The following is a 17,785-nucleotide window of genomic DNA, read 5'->3' as shown; positions in this document are numbered from 1 at the left end:
TACGTTCCTGCCCGTTGCCTCGCCGAGCGTAGCGAAGCCGATCAGGCCCGACCTCGCTTTCGTACGGTCCAGCTCTCGATAGACGCTACCGCTTATGAGCGTGCAAGAGCCGCGACGCGCGCGGCGTGTTCGCGGCACCACGCCGGGCCCCGAACAGCAAAACGCTACCCCTTATCGCTCGGTGCCACTGCGGGTCACCACTGAAACGCACGTCGCGGCGGTCGTGTAGGGCCCGGCCTAGCGGGCGCGCGGGTGCGCGGTGGCCCAGACCTCACGCAGGGTGTTCACCGTGACGAGGGTGTAGATCTGGGTGGTGGTGACCGAGGCGTGGCCCAGGAGTTCTTGGACCACACGCACATCCGCGCCGCCGTCGAGCAGATGGGTGGCGAACGAGTGCCGCAGTGTGTGCGGGGACACGGCCGCGCCGATGCCCGCGCGTTCGGCCGCGGTCTGCAACACCTGCCACGCGGTCTGGCGCGACAGCCTGCCGCCGCGCGCGTTCAGGAACAGCGCGCCCGCGTTGCCTTTTCCGCCCGCGGCCAGCATCGGACGCCCGCGCACCAGGTAGGCGTCCACCGCCGCGAGGGCGGGCCTGCCGATCGGCACCATGCGCTGCTTACCGCCCTTGCCGTGCAAGACGACCGCGCGCTCGTCGGTGTCGAGATCGTCGACGTCCAGTCCGACCATCTCCGAGATGCGCGCCCCGGTCGAGTAGAGCAGTTCCAGCAGCGCGCGGTCGCGCAGTCCGCGCGGCCCGCCGTCGGTGCCCGGCGCGGCGTCCGGATCGTCGGCCGCCGCCCCGCCCGCCGCCTCGAGCAGCCGCAACACCTGGTCGTACGGCAGCGCCTTGGGCAGGCGGCGCCCGGGGGTCGGCGGTTTCACCGCGTGCGCGACATCGGTGACGGTGATGCCCTCCGCCGCGGCGAACCGGTGCAACCCGCGCACCGCGATCAGGGCGCGCGCCACCGAACTCGCGGCCAGCGGCGGATGGTCGGCGCCGCCCGCGCGCAACGCCATGGTGAATCCGGCGACGTCGGCCTCGGTGACCTGATCGAGCGCGGTGATGCCGCGCCCGGTCAGGAAGTCGAGATAGCGGCCGAGGTCACGCCGGTAGGCGCCGAGGGTGTTCCGCGCGGCGCCGCGCTCGACCGCGAGATGGTCGAGGTAGGCGTCCAGTTCCCGCGCGAGCACCCGGCGCCCCCGTCAGTCCGTCGACTTCTGTGCCGCCTTGCGGCGTAAGAAGGCGGTGGGCTGACCCGGCCACGGCGCGTCCGCCGGACGTAGCTCGGTGTCGCCCGCCCGCGCCGCGGCGAGGGCCAGCACGCCCGCCACCGCGGTCGCGTTGACGATCTCGCCGGCCAGCGCCGCGCGCACCGCGTCGGCGACCGGCATCCGCACGATCGCCAGATCGGCTTCCTCGAATTCCGGTTCGGGCTGGTCGGTCTCGTAGAGCCCGCGCGCGAAATACACGCGCAACGCCTCGTCGGTGAAGCCCGGCGACAACGCCACGTCCACCAACACCGACCACTCCCGCGCCGCCAGACCGGTCTCCTCGGCCAGCTCGCGCCGCGCGGCGACGAGCGGATCCTCGCCGGGCAGATCGAGCAGACCGGCGGGCAGCTCGAGCAGCCGCCTGCCGATCGGATGCCGGTACTGATTGATCAGCACGACATTGTCGTCGTCATCGATCGCGGCGACCGCGACGGCACCGTGGTGCTCGATCACCTCCCGCTCGACGACCTTGCCGCCCGGCATCCGCACCTGGTCGAGTCGCAACGCCAGAATCGCGCCGCTGTAGACCGTTTCGCTGGATACCGTCTCGAAATCGTGACTGCCGGGCGCCGCGCCCCCGTCCACCGTCATCGCCCTATGCCTGCTCAGCCGCGCTCACGAACTCTTCGCCCGGGATGTCGACCGGCAGCCGCTCGGCCAGCTTGTAGGTCAGGGCCGCCGCGACGAGCGCCGCGAACAGCGGATGCGGACGGGTCGGCCTGCTCTTCAGCTCCGGGTGCGCCTGGGTGGCCACGAAGAACGGATGCACATCGGCGGGCAGCTCGACGAACTCGACCAGATGCCCGTCCGGCGAGGTGCCGCTGAACCGCAGCCCGCTCTTCGCGATCCGGTCACGGTAGGCGTTGTTCACCTCATAGCGGTGCCGATGCCGCTCGGACACCTGCTCGGCGCCGTAGGCCTGCGCCACCACCGAGCCCTTCGTCAGCGTCGCCGGGTAGGCGCCAAGGCGCATGGTGCCGCCGAGATCGGCTTCACCGGCGACGGCCTGCTCCTGATCGGCCATCGTCGAGATCACCGGATGCGGCGTGTCCGGCTCGAACTCGGCCGAATTGGCCTCGGCCAGACCGACCGACCTGGCCGCCTCGATGACCACGCACTGCAAACCGAGGCACAGGCCGAGCAGCGGAATGCCCCGCTTCCTGGCGTAGGTGATCGCGCCGACCTTGCCCTCGATGCCACGGATACCGAACCCGCCGGGAATCAGCACCGCGTCCACGTCCCGCAGCGCGGCCTGCGCACCCGCGGGCGTCTCGCACTCGTCGGAGGGCACCCAGCGGATCTGCACCTTCGCCCGCGAGGCGAACCCGCCCGCACGCAGCGCCTCGGTGACCGAAAGGTAGGCGTCGGGCAGATCGACATACTTGCCGACCAGCGCGACCTCGACCGTCTCGCGCGGCGAATGCACGCGATCGAGCAGATCGCCCCACACGGTCCAGTCCACGTCACGGAACGGCAGGCCGAGCTTGCGCACCACATAGGCGTCCAGGCCCTCGCGGTGCAGCACCCGCGGAATGTCGTAGATCGACGGCGCGTCCGGGGTGGAGATGCAGGCGTCGACATCGACGTCGCACATCAGCGCGATCTTGCTCTTCAGCGCCTGCGGCACCTCACGGTCACACCGCAGGATCAGCGCGTCGGGCTGGATACCGATATTGCGCAACGCCGCCACCGAGTGCTGCGTCGGCTTGGTCTTCAGCTCACCCGATGGCGCCAGATACGGCACCAACGAGACGTGCAGGAAGAAGACGTTGTCCCGGCCGACATCATGGCGAATCTGACGCGCCGCCTCCAAGAACGGCTGCGACTCGATGTCACCGACCGTGCCACCGATCTCGGTGATCACCACGTCCGGCGTCTGCCCCTGCGCGTCCGGCGCGCTCATCGCGAGCACCCGGCTCTTGATCTCGTCGGTGATGTGCGGAATCACCTGGACGGTGTCGCCCAGATACTCGCCGCGCCGCTCCTTCGCGATGACCGTCGAATAGATCTGCCCGGTCGTCACATTCGCGTCCCGAGTCAGATCTCGGTCCAAGAACCGCTCGTAGTGACCGACATCGAGATCGGTCTCGGCGCCGTCCTCGGTCACGAACACCTCACCGTGCTGGAACGGGTTCATGGTGCCGGGATCGACGTTCAAGTACGGGTCGAGCTTCTGCATCGTGACGCGCAACCCACGCGCCGTCAGCAGCTGTCCGAGGCTGGAGGCGGTAAGACCCTTACCCAATGAGGAGGCGACTCCTCCGCTCACGAAGATGTGCTTCGTAGCTGTTCGCGCCTGAATCCGTGTTTGACCCACGGGTCTTCACGGTAACACGGATAGCTGTGCTGTTTGCCGCGCGGGCGCGGCGTGTTGGTGTCGGCCTGCCGCGCGACCGCGACTCCGCCTGCGGCGCGTCGGCTCGTTGGCGCGATCCTCGGTGTGCGCTGCCGCGGTCGGACGGCGGCCGGTCCGTGTCAGCGGGGGGCTGCGGCGAGGGTGAGGGAGGTTGCTTTGTCGCCGGTGCCGTAGCGGCCCGCGCCGCCGTTGAGTTGTTCGGTGAGGGCGAGGACGGTGGTGACGCGGCCGATCTCGCGGTCGAGGTTGTCGACGGTGGTGACCGAGGTGGCCAGGGCGCCGTCGGTGCGGACGGCGGCGATCGGTCCGGGGTTCTCTGCCGCACCGGCGCGACCGGCCAGGACGACGCCCGCGCCGCGGCCGCGCAGCGCGCCGGTGAACCTGGCGATATTGGCGCCCTGACTGTTCTCGGCGGACTTGGCGCCGTTGCCGGTGATCACGACGGCCAGCTGCGCGGGCTGAACCGGGGTGTCGCCGTAGGCGAGGAAGCCGCCGCCGCGCAGGGTCTCCAGCACCAGACCGAGTTCCTGTGCGGTGCCACGAGTTTGCCCGTTGGCCGGATCGAGCAGCAGTACCAGGCCGAGCAGGTCGCCCGCCATGCTGCCCTGATCCACCGCACCGGTGCGCAATTGAGCACCGGCGGGGATGACGTTGGTGACGGTGGTGCGCATCCGATCGCCCTCGGTGGCGTCGGTGAACGCGTCGGTGAGCGCGATCCGGCCGGTGATCGCGGCGCCCGCGGTTTCCAGCGACTTGGTGACGCCCTCGATATCGCCGGGATCGGCGTCGGGCGTGGTGAACACGACCACGCTGCGGTCGGCCAGGGTGCCGCCGAGGATGCGCCCGGCTGAGCCCGCGATGAACCGGTCGGCGGCGTTGAGCTGATCGGTCAACTGCCGGTTGTGTTCGGACGCGGTGTCGAGCTGCTGGCGCAGATCGGATTTGTCCGCACGCAATCCCGAGAGCAGATCCGCAGCCAGGGTCTGCGAGCCGAGCACGACGCCGACGGCGAGTGCCAAGAAGATCGCCACGATCGAGACGGCGTGCTGGCGTAGCGAGATCATCGTTCTCCCTTTGTCATTGAGCGCAGGCCGGTCACTTGCCGCCTGCGCCGACTAAGCCCTGTGTCCACAGCGCGAACCGGTGCCAGGTATCAGTGGCCCAGGCCACGGCGTCGGTGCCGGAATTGGACGCGAGCAGCACGACGATCACCGCGACGAGCGCGGCGAGCACCACGAGTGCGACGCCGATACCGGAGACGCGGTTGCGATACAGCGTGGCAACGGCTTTCGCGTCCATCAGCTTGGTGCCGAGCTTGAGCCGGGTCAGGAACGTCGCCGGATTGCTTTCGCGCCGACTGCGATCGAAGAAATCGTCGAGCGTGGCGGCCGCGCCCGCGGTGACGATCAGCGCGGCACCGTGATGGTGCGCCAGCAGCAGCGCCAGATCGGCGGGCGACCCGGAGGACGGGAACGTCGTGGCGCCGATGCCTAGATCCTGGATGCGCTCGAGCCCCTTGGCGTGCCCGTCGGTATCGGCGGGCAGGATCACCTCGGCGCCGCATTTCAAAGTGGCGGTGGTGATCTCGTCCGGGTCGCCGACGATCAGATCCGGCCGGTACCCCTGCTTCATCAGGGTGTCCGCGCCGCGCCCGACGCCGACCATGATCGGCACGTACTCCTTGATGAACGGCTTGAGCCGCTTCAGATCCTCGGCATGGTCCGGCCCGTCGGCGACCACGACGACATGCCGGTGCTTCATCGACAATTCCAGCTCCGGCACGCCGATACCGTCGATGAGCAGGGCGCTTTCGGTCCGGATGAACTCGATCGTATTGCCGGCGAAGGCTTCCAGATGATCGGCCAGCCCGTTGCGCGCCTCGATCATCCGCTCGGCGATGTCGGCGGCGGTGAGCTCGATGCCCTCGACGAGCACCTCCGGCTCCTTTTTGGTGACCTTGTCCAGATAGACGACACCACCGTCGATCCGGACCTTGACGCCATCCTTGATCTTGCTGAAGGCGTCCGAACTCACCGTGTCCAGCAGCGTGATCCCGTTGGCCACCAACACCTCGGGACCGAGGTTGGGATAGCGGCCCGAGATCGACGGCGAGGTGTTGATCACGGCGACCACCCCCGCCTCGACCAACCGGTCCGCGGTGATCCGGTCCAGGTCCATCTCGTCGAGCACGACGACATCGCCCGGACCCACCCGTTTGAGCAGACGCCGGGTATTGCGGTCCACCCGGGCGATCCCGGTCAGCCCGGGCAGCGTTTCGGTGTTCCTCGACAACAACGCCAGCATCTTCATGGCCCCGATGCTGCCCGCTAACCCTCAACCTTTGGTGGAGGCGCGCCGTATCACCTACCACATTGGCCACTGCGAAAACAGCGACTCGGCCGACGACACGCGGAGGTTCTGCGCAATCTGTTGTGGTCAGAGGCGAAAACGCCGCCGTCGGCGCGTCGGCGACCGGCATACGTCGCGGTGCTGTGCCGTAGCTAACATTCGGCGCGTCTTGTGCGTCGGCAACTCACCGGCATACCTTGGCCGATAGTTCCACCTGGGATGGTTTTCGACCGCGGCGCTGCGTACCGAATGCTCCCACGGCATCTCCGACCCACTGGCCGAGCACGACACCGTCGCCGGCCATCCGGGCCGAATCGAAGGCGGTACGAACCGTGCACAGATTAACGAGATTCCTTGTTGCCTCGACGAGCACGGCGGCGATCTGCGCCGCCGCGACGCTCACCGCCCACGCCGATCCGGACCTACCCGGCATCCACTACTCCGCGCGGACACTCGGCGACGCCGTGGCCCTGAGCATCGACTCCGGCTCCCTGAACACCGCGAGCGACCACCTGGAGATCCGCGACGACGCGGGCGAGCTGCGGGCGTCGTTCCCACTGGTTTATTACCGGGACAATCGACGCTGGCCGATCGCCGCGCAGATCGACGGCACCACCGCGACCCTGACCCCCGGCCTCGACCCGGCCACCGCGACACCCGCGCCCGGGGTGACCGACCCCCTGCACGATGTCGCCCTCGATCCCGAGTCCCCCGCATTCACCAAGGCGCTGGAGAACTTCACCGCGGTCGTCGGGGTCGGCACCGCGCTCGGCACGCTCATCGGGACCGTCGTCGGGGCGGGCCTGGGCTGCGTGGTCGGCGGCGCGCTGGTCGGCGGCGCGGCGACCGTGCCGACCATCGGGGTGCTGACCATTCCCGGGTTCCTCGGCGGCTGCCTCGTGACCGCCATCCCGGTCGCCGCCATCGGCGGGGTCATCGGCACCATCGCCTTCGGCATCCCCGCGGTCGTCATCGGCGGCGTACTGCTCGGCGACGCGCTGTCCAAGCAGAACGCGGCCCCGCCGACCCCGTGATGCGCGAATCACCTGGGCATTCAAGGCATTACGGACAATCACCCGATCAAACTGTGTCTACCGTCACAGGAAGCAAACTATTTCGCGCGTCTAACTAGCGAGGTCGCTACCGTTTCGTTACCGTCGGCCGACATCGATCCCACTCGACGTGACGCAGCAAAGGACACCAGCTGGATGCGCCTCGAAACAACCGCGAATTTCGGTGCCGGGCACCGATTACCAGACGTTTCTCGCATACCGTCGCGTTCTGGACAATCCAGACAAATGCGGTCGCTGCGATGAGCGGGTACGGGCCGCGGGGTTTCGAGCAGCGCGGCATCCCAAAGCTGCACCACCCGGACGACTTCCAGCAAGGGTTCAGCAATTCGCTGCGGCGCGACGAGCCGTGGATGGCGCACGAGGATCGGCGGCCTGCGGCCGACCGGCGGCCGACCACCGAGGACCGCTGGTCGCTCGATCGGGAGCGACCATCCGACCGAGCGCCGTGGCCCACCGAAAACCGTTGGGATCGTTGGACACCCGCCGCGCAAGAGTGGTCTCCGGTCCCGCAGTCGGCGCACGCCGAACCACCCGGCGATCCGATGCCGACCGATCAGTGGGTGTGGTCGAACGATCGGTGGCAGTCGCCGAACGAACCGTGGGCAACCCCCGCCACCGACGAGTACGCCGCGGTCGACCCGCGCACGGCGTGGACTCCGCGCGGGCGGGCCGACGAGGCCGACTACGGCTGGTCCGCGCACTCCGACGACACGGGCCCAGACGATTCGGATCGGGCCGAACAAGGCCATGCCCCGGTCACTCCGACTTCAGCGACCACCGACACCGCGTGGGCCCCGCGCGGCAGCACCCGGCACACCGCCGCCGAGCCCCGCAGGCGGCGGGGCGGACGGCACCGGATGCCACCGCCGCCGACGGCGTTGAAGGGGCGGGCCGCGATCGTCGCCGTGGCCGCGGGCGCGATCGTCGCCGCGGGACAGAATCTCGAGTCGGGTAGCGCCAAGCCGCCCGCGCAATCGGTGACGCCGATGGCGCTGGGCCAACCGCAGGCGATGGACGCGGCGGCCGGCACCGCCGCGCCGCACAGCACGGAGCCGGGTCTGCTCGAGGAAAGCCCGGCCACGCTCGGCCAATTCGCCGATATGCTGCACAACGGCAGCAAGGTCGCCGACGAGATCTCCGCCGACATCCAGGCGAAGCTGCGCCCGCTGTTCGTCAAATTCACCTCCGGCACCTTCACCTCCGGTTACGGCATGCGCTGGGGCACCCTGCACGGCGGTGTCGATGTGGCCGCGCCGATCGGCACCCCGATCGTCGCGGTCGAGGACGGCACGGTGATCAGCGCGGGACCGGCCAGCGGCTTCGGCATGTGGGTCCGCGTGCTCGGCGACGACGGCACCATCACCGTGTACGGCCACATCAACACCGCGCTGGTCTCGATCGGCCAGCGCGTCACGGCCGGGGACGAGATCGCGACGGTCGGCAACCGCGGCGAGACCACCGGCCCGCACTGCCACTTCGAGGTCTGGCTGAACGGCACCAACCGCGTCGACCCGCTCCCCTGGCTGGCCACGCGCGGCATCGGCCTCGGTCCCGAGCGGGACTGACTGTTCCGCTCAGCGCAATCCAGTGAGACTGGGTTATCGAGATCGGAATCATGGCACGTCATCGACCTGCCCGTCGCCCCGGCATCACCGCATGGCCGAACTGGAGACCGCCCGGCACTACCTGGACTACCTGCTCACCTGCCGGCACGACAGCGAGCTGGAGAACTGCCCGGCCTACCGCGAGACCGTGGCGCTGCCGAGCCGTTCTGCGCGATGATGTGTGCGGCGCGCTGTCTGTGACACCGAACACCCGGACTCCCGGAGGGTACCGGTGGTACCTATATGCTGCGGGTCACAGGTAACTCGAAGAGGAGACCCCATGGCCAGCACCACCGTCGACGCCGTCATCGCCGCCCCGCGCGAGGTCGTGTACCGGCTCTTCGCCGATCGCGAGAGCGTCAGCCCGTACCTGCCGATCAACATCAAGCTGACCAAGCCCGGACTGACCGAACGCGAGGGCGTCGGCGCGCAGCACCTGCTCGGCGTCGGCCCGCTCGGCGTCACCGAGGAGATCACCAAGCTGGTGCCGGGCGAGCGCATGGAGTACAAGATCGTCAAGGGCGCACCGGTCAAGCGCCACGTCGGCGTCATCACCTTCGCCGATTCCGGCACCGGCACTCTGGTCTCCTACACGATGGAGTCCGAGCCGAGCCTGCCCGTGCCCGCGAAGGTGCTGGAGTTCGGGCTGAAGAACCTGATCGGCCAGTTCATCAAGGCCGCGCAGAAGGCCGCGCGCTGAACCCGAGGTAGCGCTCAGACGGCCGCGCCGGACTTCTCCGCGCGCGCCGTCGCCAGCAGTTCTTCCGCGTGTGCCCGGCCGGTTTCGGTGTCGTCCAAACCGGCCAGCATGCGTGCCAACTCGATGACCCGCTCGTCCTTGGTCAGCGCCCGCACGCCGCTGTTCACCGTGCCCTTGCCGTCGTCGGACTTGTCGACCACCAGGTGGGTGTCGGCGAAGGCCGCCACCTGCGGCAGGTGCGTGACCACGATGACCTGATGGGTGCGCGCGAGCCGGGCCAGCCTGCGCCCGATCTCGACCGCGGCCCGGCCGCCGACCCCGGCGTCGACCTCGTCGAACACCATGGTCGCGCCGTGATCGGAGCGGGCGAGCACCACCTCGAGCGCGAGCATCACCCGGGAGAGTTCACCGCCGGAAGCGCTCTTGCTCAACGGAAGTGACTGCGCGCCCGAGTGCGCCGACAACCGGAACTCCACCTCGTCGACACCCGTCGACCCCGCGTGCAGCTCGGTCCCGCCGACCAGCAGTGGCGCGGAATCCTGCGGTCCGGCCGGCACCGGCCGGACCTCGACCTCCAGCTTCGCCTTGCCCATGGCCAGCCCGCCCAGCTCGGCGCTCACCGCCGACGCGAGTTTGCCCGCCGCCTTCTTCCGCGCGGCGCTCAGCTTGCCCGCTGCCTCCCGCACCCGTTCGGCGGCGATATCGACCTCGGCCGCCAACGCGGTGAGCGCCTCCTCGGACACGTCGAGCGAACCGAGCTTGGTGCGCGCCTCGTCGGCCCAGGCGAGCACCCCGTCGATGTCGGGGGCGTACTTGCGGGTGAGCGACTTCAGTTCGGCCTGCCGGGTGAGCAGCGAGTCCAGCGCACCCGGATCGGAGGGCAGCTCCGAGAGATAACCGCTGAGTTCGGTCGTCAGATCGACCACCACCGCGATCGCCTCGCCCAGCCGCGGGGCCAGCGCGGTGAGCTTCGGGTCGTCGGCCGACTCGATGCGTGAGCGCGCGGCGCCGAGCAATTCCAGTGCGCCGGAACCGTCTTCGGGCGTTTCCGGCGATCCGGCGAGCGCGTCGTGCGCGGTCGCGGCGGCCGCGCGCAGCGAATCCAGGTCGCTGAGCCTGCGCACGTCCTCGACGATGCGCACGTCCTCACCGGGTTCGGGTGCGATGGCGTCGATCTCGGTCAGCGAATGCTGCAACCGATCGGCCTCCTGCGCCAATTCCCTGCTGCGCGCGGTGCGTTCGAGCAGTTCGTTGCGGGCGTCGAGCCAAGAGCGCCGCTGCACACCATATTTGCGCAGCAACGGACCTACGGTGTCGGCGGCGAACTGGTCAAGCGCGGCCAGCTGCTGATCGGGGCGCTGCAGACGCAACTGGTCGTTCTGACCGTGCACGGTCAGCAGCGGCGCGGTGAAATCGGCGAGCACCGCGGCGGGCACACTGCGGCCACCGAGGTGCGCGCGGGAACGGCCGTCGCTGCCGACGGTGCGGATCGCGATGATGCTGCCGTCGTCATCCTGTTCGGCCGCAGCCGATTCCAGCACCTGTGCCACCTCGGCACGGGCGCTGTCGTTGACATCGTCGACGGTGAAGCGGCCCTCGACCACCGCGCGCGCGGCGCCCAACCGGACCCGCCCGGCATCGGCGCGCGCACCGCTCAGCAGGTGCAGGCTGGTGACCACCATGGTCTTGCCCGCACCCGTCTCACCGGTGAGAACCGTGAGACCCTCGTGGAATTGCGCGGTGGCCGTCGAGATAACGCCAAGCCCGTCAATCCTGATCTCTGTCAGCATGTGTGCTCTCCGTTCGCCGTCGGCCACGCCAGCCTGTCACGGGCAATTGGAACTTGCGCACCATCCGGTCCGCGAAGGGCGCGGAATCCAGCCGCACCCAGCGCACCGGTTCCGCGCCGCGCACCGCTTCCAACCGGCCACCGCGCGGCAGGTCCAGTGTGCGCCTGCCATCCAGGAAAACTATCGCATCGTGTCCCTCGGCCGCCGCCTCGACCGCGATCCGCGACTCCGGGCTGGTCACCAGCGGCCGGGCGAACAGGGCATGCGCGTTGCTCGGGATCACCAGCAGCGCTTCGAGTTCCGGCCACACCACCGGGCCGCCCGCGGAGAACGCGTACGCCGTGGAACCGGTCGGGGTGGCGATCAGGATGCCGTCGCAGCCGAACGCCGAGACCGGCCTGCCGTCGACCTCCAGCACCAGCTCCAATACGCCTGTCCGCGAGGCATTTTCGATGCTGGCCTCGTTAAGTGCCCAGCCGCTTTGCACCACCTCGTCGTCCACCCGGACGTTGACGTCGATGGTCATCCGGTGCTCGATGCGGTAGTCGCGCCGCACCACGTGGGCCAGCGCGTCATCGAGGTGTTCGGCCTCGGCCTCGGTCAGAAAACCGATGCGGCCCAGATTGATTCCCAGCACCGGCACACCGGCGGTGCGGGCCAGCTCGGCGGCCCGCAGGAAAGTACCGTCACCACCGAGCACCAGCACCATCTCGCAGCCGACCGCGGCCGCGGGGCCGTGCGCGACCACCCGTACCGGATAGCCGCCCGGTTCGTCCTCGAACCGGGTGCTGTCCGCCTCGTCGTCGAGCACCCGCAGGCAGATGCCCGCGTCCGCGAAGATCTTCGCCACCCGGTGCGCGGTCTCGATGATTTCCGCCCGCCCGGGATGCGACACCAGCAGAATCTCCCGGCTATCGGACCTGGTCGGCGCGTTCACTGTGGACCCTCCTCAACCGCACGCTCGACAAGGGCGGCAACTCGCGCCTCGTCGCCTTCGGGCCTGCCGTCCGGCGTACCGGACTTACGCAGCCACAGGAAGTATTCGACATTGCCCGACGGACCGGGCAACGGACTCGCCGTGACGCCCTCGGTGTACAGGCCGAGCGCCGCCGCCGCGGTCGCCACCTCGCGCACCGCCTCGGCTCGCAGCGCCGGATCGCGCACCACGCCGCCGGAACCGACCCGGTCCTTGCCCACCTCGAACTGCGGCTTCACCATCGGCAGCAGATCGGCGCCCGGCGCGGCGCACGCGGCCAGCGCGGGCAGCACCAGGCCCAGCGAGATGAACGACAGGTCACCGACCACCAACTCGACTGGGCCGTCGATCATTTCGAGGGTGAGGTTGCGCACGTTGGTGCGATCGACCACCCGCACCCGGTCGTCGTTCTGCAGCCGCCAGATCAACTGGCCGTAGCCGACATCCACCGCGACCACCTCGCGCGCATCCCGCGAGAGCAGCACGTCGGTGAAGCCGCCGGTGGACGCGCCCGCGTCCAGACAGCGTTTGCCCGCGACGGTGAGCCCCGCCGGTTCGAAGGCCGCCAGCGCGCCGAGCAGTTTGTGCGCGCCACGCGAGGCCCACGACACCTCGTCGGGCTGCTCCCGGACCAGCAGCGGCGTACCCGCCTCGACCGCGGTCGCCGGCTTGACCGCGACCGTTCCAGCAATCAGGACGCGTCCGGCGCCGATCAGCTCGACCGCGTGCTCTCGCGATCTCGCCAACCCGCGGCGAACCAGTTCGGCGTCCACGCGCGCGCGTCTGGCCACCTCAGATCTTGTCCACCGTGGCCAGGGCCTGCACGAGCACGTCGTGCGCCTGCTCCAGGATCCGCGCGCGGCGGGTGAGGTCCGCGCCGGTCTCCGCGCTCTCGGCCGTCGCCTGCTCGGTCGGCCGGCCGGTGCGGGTGACGAGTTCGGTGAGCAGGTCATCGATCTCGCTGCGGATGCGCTCCGGATCGGCGGGCTCCGGACGCCCGGGTGCGCCCGGCAGATGCTGGCCGGGCAGCGGCACCCCGGGGCGGGGTCCGCTGGCACCTGGCATCGGCATTCCTGGGCGGGGCATAGGAGTAGTCATCGTGCGGTCAACGCTATCGGATTTGCGAACCAGACGCGCGAACCGTCACGGCTCGTCCCGGGTTGCGCCGCAACAGCTCGGCCAACTCGGCGGCGAGGTCGCTGGGATCGATGTCCGATTCGGCCGGAATCGGCGGCTGGTTCAGCGCGTCGAGCGAGTCGGCCACGAAGGTCGGAATGAACTCGGCCGCCGCGTCTTTCAGCTCGTCCAGGGTACTGACGCCGGTGAGCACCAGCAGCGAATCCAGCCCGACCGCGTTCGCGCCCTCGATATCGGTGTCCAATCGGTCACCCACCACCAGCGCGCTGCGGGTGTCCGCGCGCACCAGCGCGTCCGCCATCAGCGGTGCGAACGGCTTACCCGCCACCAGCGGCGCCAGCTCGGTCGCGGTGCGCAGTGCGGCGACCATCGCGCCGTTGCCCGGGGCCAGACCGCGCTCGTTCGGCAGTGTCTTGTCGGTGTTCGCAGCCACCCACAGTGCCCCGGACCGCAACGCGTACGCGGCCTCGGCGAGCTCGGGCCAGCCGGTCTGCGGTGAATGTCCTTGCACCACAGCGGCGGGCGCGGCACCGTCGAAGCGGCGGACCGGGCGCAAGCCGACCGCCGCGACCTCGGCGGCCAGGTCGTCGGTGCCGACCACGAGCACGTCCGCGCCCGGGGCGAGGCGCTCGGCCAGCAGTCGCGCCGCCGCCTGCGCGCTGGTCACCACGTCGTCGGTGGTCGCGGCGAATCCGAGTTCGGCCAGGTGCGCCGCGACCGTCGCCGGTGCGCGACTGGCATTGTTCGTCACATACACCAGCCGCTGCGCGTCCTCGGCCGCCAACGCCGCCGGGGCGCCCTCGATCACCACCGGACCCCGATACAGGGTGCCGTCCAGATCGAGCAGCAAGGCTTCGTAGCGATCTCGTAGCCGCTTCACACCACTCTCCGTGTCACCGAACTTCGCATCCACCCGGATGCCGGACCGACCCCGCCGCTCCCCCACGGCAGCTCCGAGACACCCGCACATTACGCCAGAGCGCCGACACGAACCCCCGCCGGTTCACCCCACCGAATCCCACGCGTGCTTCAGGGGTCGAGGTGCGCGAGCCCCGATTGCCCAGGAGCTCGCCGAACAAGGACTTTCGCGGCCAGCCGAATTCCACCTTGGCCGTCACGGATCGCTCCCGGCCTACATTCAAGCGGGCCAGCACGGTTCCCCTCAGGTCGACACGGATCACCCCCGACCCACACCCAGCCGCGACCAACACGACTCCCCCTCGAGCCGACACACCCCCCAACCCACACCCAGTCCCGACCAACACGACTCCCCCTCAGACCGACACAGATCGCCCCCGGCCTACATTCAGTCGCGACCAACAGGGCTCCTACTCAGGCCGACGCAGATCGCCTGACTTACGTTCGGTGGGATGCGCGGCCCGCAGCGATGCGTGCCGCACTGCGGAGACGCGGCCTCGCCCCCTCGGCGAAGGCCCGGTCCCGACTTCGGCGTCGCGCGGGACTGCGGATCTAACGGTGCTTCTGGCCTGATTCGCTCAACGGGGTTCAGCGGGGAAGGCACCGTGATGACGACACCGGATGGTGTGGCATCAAAGAAGAGAGTCCGTGCGGTTCCAGCCGAGGCCGCGGAGCTAGTTCGGATGAGACTGTGGATCTAACGATATTTCCGGCCTGAATCGCTCAACGGGGTTCAGCGGGGAAGGCACCGTGATGACGGCACCGGATGGTGTGGCATCGAGGAAGAGAGTCCGTGCGGTTACGGCCGAGGCCGCGGAGCTAGTTCGGATGAGACTGTGGATCTAACGATATTTCCGGCCTGATTCGCTCAACGGGGTTCAGCGGGGAAGGCACCGTGATGACGACACCGGATGGTGTGGCATCAAAGAAGAGAGTCCGTGCGGTTTCGGCGAAGGCCGCGGCGGCGGGTAGAGAGCGCGGCGTGGGCATCGGCGAGTGATCAGAACCCGGTCGGCGTGGTGGGCGGGGCGTTAAACTGCTGATCAAGTCGTCGGCGTCGGGCTCGGGGGCGGGCCATGGCGCGGGAAGGTGGTGCCATGGTGGTTCGTGCCGGGACGCTGGTGCCCGCGCTGTTGTGCGCGGCGGCGCTGGCCGGTTCGGGGCAGGCGCAGGCGAGCGCGGACGACAGCGGCGGGTGCCGGGTCGGCAGCATGATGAGCGGGCGCTTGGTGCCCGGAACCGGCAGCGTCGGGCAGAGCATCCGGCGCGAGGTGGACCTGCGCGAATGCACCAGCCCGCTGCTGCCCGGTGTGGACGCCGCACGCGTCACCGTCACGGTTCCCTTCAACGCACCGGGCGCGCTCAGCACCGCCGAACTCGCCTGGTCAGACGGCACCCGCAGCACGGCCACCGGGTACGGCAACGGCCTCTGGGCGATCACCACCGGCCCCGCCACGGGCCACGCCATCCACCTGCACACCGCCGACACCTGGAACGGCTGGTACCTCAGCTACGCCGACGTCCTGGTCACCTCCGCGACCTTCATCGCCTGACCCCCGAACCCACCTCGCCTCTGGCGACTTCCCCGAGTTGGACAATTGATCACCAGGTAATGGTGGCGTTGCCCTCTCGGCCGATGCCGCCACCATTACCTGGTGATCAGGCGTCCAGGACGAATCCCGGCGATTCGACGTCGGGCGGGTCAGTTTTCGACGGGCTGGGCGACGAAGTCGGTGTGCTCGGCGTCGGTGGCGTCGCGGGCTTCGTCGATGAGCAGCACGGGGATGCCGTTGTCGATGGGGTAGACGCGACGCAGGCGCGGGTTGTACAGGACGGTGCCCTCGGTCGCGCGGACCAGCAGCAGCGGACCCTTGTCCTGCGGGCAGGCCAGCAGGCTCAACAGCGTGGCGTCCAAGGTGGTGTGCTCCGACATGACCGAAAACCTACCCGACGATCTCACTCGACTCGACCGGCGGTCGACGGCGGAACGAGATGTGACGGTGGCCGAAATAGCTGGCGACGGCCACCAAGCCCATCACCACCACCGCGGCGGGTTTGTCCGGGAAATGCCAGACCGAGACGGCCAGCTCCAGCAGCACCATATTCAGCAGCAGCCCACCGGAATTCACCGCCACGAAGCGCAGGAAATCGCGCAGCACGTGCCCGCGCACCCGGAACACCAGTGTCCGGTGCAGTACGAAGGCGACCGCGATGCTCACCGCGTACGCCGCGGCGACCGCCACCGAGGGCGGCACACTGTCGCCGAGCACCGCGAGCCAGACCACGGTCATCCCGATGCCGAGCACGGTATTGAACCCACCCACCACCGCGAACGCCAGCTCCTGCCGCCGCACCAATCGCAACAGCGGCCCCGGATTCTCCGCCACCTCAGCACCCGCCACCGCAGCCTCCACCCCAGCACCTACTACCCCAGCCTGCACCCCCGCACCCACTACCCCAGCACCCGCCACCGCAGCCTCCACCTCAGCGCCCGCTACCGCAGCCTCCACCCCAGCGCCCGCTACCCCAGCCTCCACCCCAGCACCCGCTACCGCAGCCTCCGCCCCGATACCCGAATCCCCCATGTCCCCCAAGGCGATTCGACTCCCCGCCGCGGGCACACCCGACATCGATCCGGACGTCTCTTCGCTGGGATCCCCGGTGCGCAGGCCATATCCGTCGGGGCGTTTCGGGCCGAGCGGCACCACGCGAGTCACCTCCTCGGTGCGTGCGGACGCCGCGCTGCGGTCATCGTCGAAATCCACCAGGCGCCACCTCCCGTCGCGCCAGGCACTCTAGTCGCCACCGCCCCCTTCCTCCACGACCACCCCGCCACGCCCGGCCACGAGCCGCAAATCCCTCGACGCGCGCCGCCCTGGGTACTGCACGAACGGCACAAACGCCCCGCCCACAGCACGCCTCGTCGTCGACAAATCTCAACCCAGCACCACCAACAGCCGATGAACGACCACGTCGAGTCGTACCGCCGCCCAGCGCGACATCGGCCGAGTCAGGGACAGACGGAACGACTCCCCCACACGGCCAGAGCGACGTGTCGGCCACATCCGGTTCGCCGATGGTGACCGACGCCTCCACGACCACGTCCTCGCGACGGCGCCTAATACGCCACCACAGGAGCGCACCCGCGCCGACGAGGCCGAGTCCGAACGACTCCCCCGCACGGCCAGAGCGACGTGTCGGCCAGATCCGGTTCGCCGATGGTGACCGACGCCTCCACGACCACGTCCTCGCGACGGCCCCGGATGCACCACCACAGGAGCGCACCCGCACCAACGAGACCGACACCGAACGACTCCCCCACACGGCCAGAGCGACGTGTCGGCCAGATCCGGTTCGCCGATGGTGACCGACGCCTCCACGACCACGTCCTCGCGACGGCCCCGGATGCACCACCACAGGAGCGCACCCGCACCAACGAGGCCGAGACCGAACGACTCCCCCGCACGGTCAGTGCGACGCGTCGGCCAGATCCGGTTCGCCGATGGTGACCGACGCCTCCACGACCACGTCCTCGCGACGGCCCCGGATGCACCACCACAGGAGCGCACCCGCACCAACGAGGCCGAGACCGAACGACTCCCCCGCACGG

17 protein-coding genes are annotated in these 17,785 nt (G+C 69.5%); 5 read left to right on the top strand and 12 right to left on the bottom strand.

Going from position 1 to position 17,785, the window contains the following annotated elements:
* Positions 1 to 237 precede the first annotated feature (237 nt).
* From xerD to steA, 5 genes are all read right to left on the bottom strand, one after another.
* Positions 238 to 1,191: a site-specific tyrosine recombinase XerD gene (gene xerD / locus F5X71_RS12945; protein WP_167462158.1), complete on the bottom strand. Its 954-nt coding sequence runs from the start codon at positions 1,189 to 1,191 to the stop codon at positions 238 to 240.
* 12 nt (positions 1,192 to 1,203) lie between these two features.
* Complete coding sequence (locus tag F5X71_RS12940; protein WP_167462157.1) at positions 1,204 to 1,863, bottom strand: NUDIX domain-containing protein; 660 nt, start codon at positions 1,861 to 1,863, stop codon at positions 1,204 to 1,206.
* A gap of 4 nt (positions 1,864 to 1,867) precedes the next feature.
* Positions 1,868 to 3,589 (bottom strand): CTP synthase, encoded by a 1,722-nt coding sequence (locus F5X71_RS12935; RefSeq protein ID WP_167462156.1) that lies wholly within the window; start codon positions 3,587 to 3,589, stop codon positions 1,868 to 1,870.
* A gap of 158 nt (positions 3,590 to 3,747) precedes the next feature.
* The gene (locus F5X71_RS12930) at positions 3,748 to 4,692 is read right to left on the bottom strand and encodes a copper transporter (protein ID WP_167462155.1); all 945 of its coding nucleotides are present in this window, start codon (positions 4,690 to 4,692) and stop codon (positions 3,748 to 3,750) included.
* 31 nt (positions 4,693 to 4,723) lie between these two features.
* Positions 4,724 to 5,938, bottom strand: a complete 1,215-nt coding sequence (steA, locus tag F5X71_RS12925) for a putative cytokinetic ring protein SteA (RefSeq protein ID WP_167462154.1) — start codon at positions 5,936 to 5,938, stop codon at positions 4,724 to 4,726.
* Between the two features lie 371 nt (positions 5,939 to 6,309).
* Here steA and F5X71_RS12920 point away from each other — a divergent pair, with 371 nt between their 5' ends.
* The 4 genes from F5X71_RS12920 (at position 6,310) to F5X71_RS12905 (ending at position 9,354) form a co-directional block, all read left to right on the top strand.
* On the top strand, positions 6,310 to 7,011 hold the full coding sequence (locus tag F5X71_RS12920) for a hypothetical protein (protein ID WP_174817054.1): 702 nt from the start codon (positions 6,310 to 6,312) through the stop codon (positions 7,009 to 7,011).
* 278 nt (positions 7,012 to 7,289) lie between these two features.
* Positions 7,290 to 8,615 (top strand): M23 family metallopeptidase, encoded by a 1,326-nt coding sequence (locus tag F5X71_RS12915; protein WP_238815863.1) that lies wholly within the window; start codon positions 7,290 to 7,292, stop codon positions 8,613 to 8,615.
* Between the two features lie 91 nt (positions 8,616 to 8,706).
* Positions 8,707 to 8,832: a hypothetical protein gene (locus tag F5X71_RS37445; protein WP_275106781.1), complete on the top strand. Its 126-nt coding sequence runs from the start codon at positions 8,707 to 8,709 to the stop codon at positions 8,830 to 8,832.
* Positions 8,833 to 8,934: 102 nt separating this feature from the next.
* Positions 8,935 to 9,354 (top strand): SRPBCC family protein, encoded by a 420-nt coding sequence (locus F5X71_RS12905; RefSeq protein ID WP_167462153.1) that lies wholly within the window; start codon positions 8,935 to 8,937, stop codon positions 9,352 to 9,354.
* Positions 9,355 to 9,368: 14 nt separating this feature from the next.
* Here the strand turns inward: F5X71_RS12905 and recN are convergent, their stop codons facing one another.
* The 5 genes from recN to F5X71_RS12880 are packed head-to-tail and all read right to left on the bottom strand — an operon-like array spanning position 9,369 to position 14,137.
* On the bottom strand, positions 9,369 to 11,144 hold the full coding sequence (gene recN, locus F5X71_RS12900) for a DNA repair protein RecN (protein WP_167462152.1): 1,776 nt from the start codon (positions 11,142 to 11,144) through the stop codon (positions 9,369 to 9,371).
* On the bottom strand, positions 11,122 to 12,081 hold the full coding sequence (locus F5X71_RS12895; protein ID WP_167462151.1) for an NAD kinase: 960 nt from the start codon (positions 12,079 to 12,081) through the stop codon (positions 11,122 to 11,124). The genes recN and F5X71_RS12895 overlap by 23 nt, the downstream gene beginning before the upstream one ends.
* Entirely contained in the window at positions 12,078 to 12,911 is an 834-nt protein-coding gene (locus F5X71_RS12890; RefSeq protein WP_167462150.1) for a TlyA family RNA methyltransferase, read from the bottom strand. Before F5X71_RS12890 ends, F5X71_RS12895 begins: the two co-directional genes overlap by 4 nt.
* A 1-nt stretch (position 12,912) precedes the next feature.
* Positions 12,913 to 13,185, bottom strand: coding sequence for a hypothetical protein (locus F5X71_RS12885; protein ID WP_167462149.1), 273 nt, complete (start codon positions 13,183 to 13,185; stop codon positions 12,913 to 12,915).
* Between the two features lie 46 nt (positions 13,186 to 13,231).
* Positions 13,232 to 14,137, bottom strand: a complete 906-nt coding sequence (locus F5X71_RS12880; RefSeq protein WP_167462148.1) for an HAD-IIA family hydrolase — start codon at positions 14,135 to 14,137, stop codon at positions 13,232 to 13,234.
* 1,135 nt (positions 14,138 to 15,272) lie between these two features.
* Between F5X71_RS12880 and F5X71_RS12875 the strand changes: the two genes are divergently transcribed.
* Positions 15,273 to 15,728, top strand: a complete 456-nt coding sequence (locus F5X71_RS12875) for a hypothetical protein (RefSeq protein ID WP_167462147.1) — start codon at positions 15,273 to 15,275, stop codon at positions 15,726 to 15,728.
* Between the two features lie 149 nt (positions 15,729 to 15,877).
* Here F5X71_RS12875 and F5X71_RS12870 read toward each other — a convergent pair whose 3' ends face one another.
* Both F5X71_RS12870 and F5X71_RS12865 read right to left on the bottom strand, forming a co-directional pair.
* Complete coding sequence (locus F5X71_RS12870) at positions 15,878 to 16,108, bottom strand: Trm112 family protein (RefSeq protein WP_167462146.1); 231 nt, start codon at positions 16,106 to 16,108, stop codon at positions 15,878 to 15,880.
* 10 nt (positions 16,109 to 16,118) lie between these two features.
* On the bottom strand, positions 16,119 to 16,577 hold the full coding sequence (locus F5X71_RS12865; RefSeq protein ID WP_238815862.1) for a GtrA family protein: 459 nt from the start codon (positions 16,575 to 16,577) through the stop codon (positions 16,119 to 16,121).
* Between the last annotated feature and the right edge of the window lie 1,208 nt (positions 16,578 to 17,785).

It is taken from the genome of Nocardia brasiliensis (assembly GCF_011801125.1).
GTDB lineage: Bacteria > Actinomycetota > Actinomycetes > Mycobacteriales > Mycobacteriaceae > Nocardia > Nocardia brasiliensis_C.
Note: the sequence above shows the minus strand (reverse complement) of the source record. Positions and strands in the feature narration are given on the sequence as shown.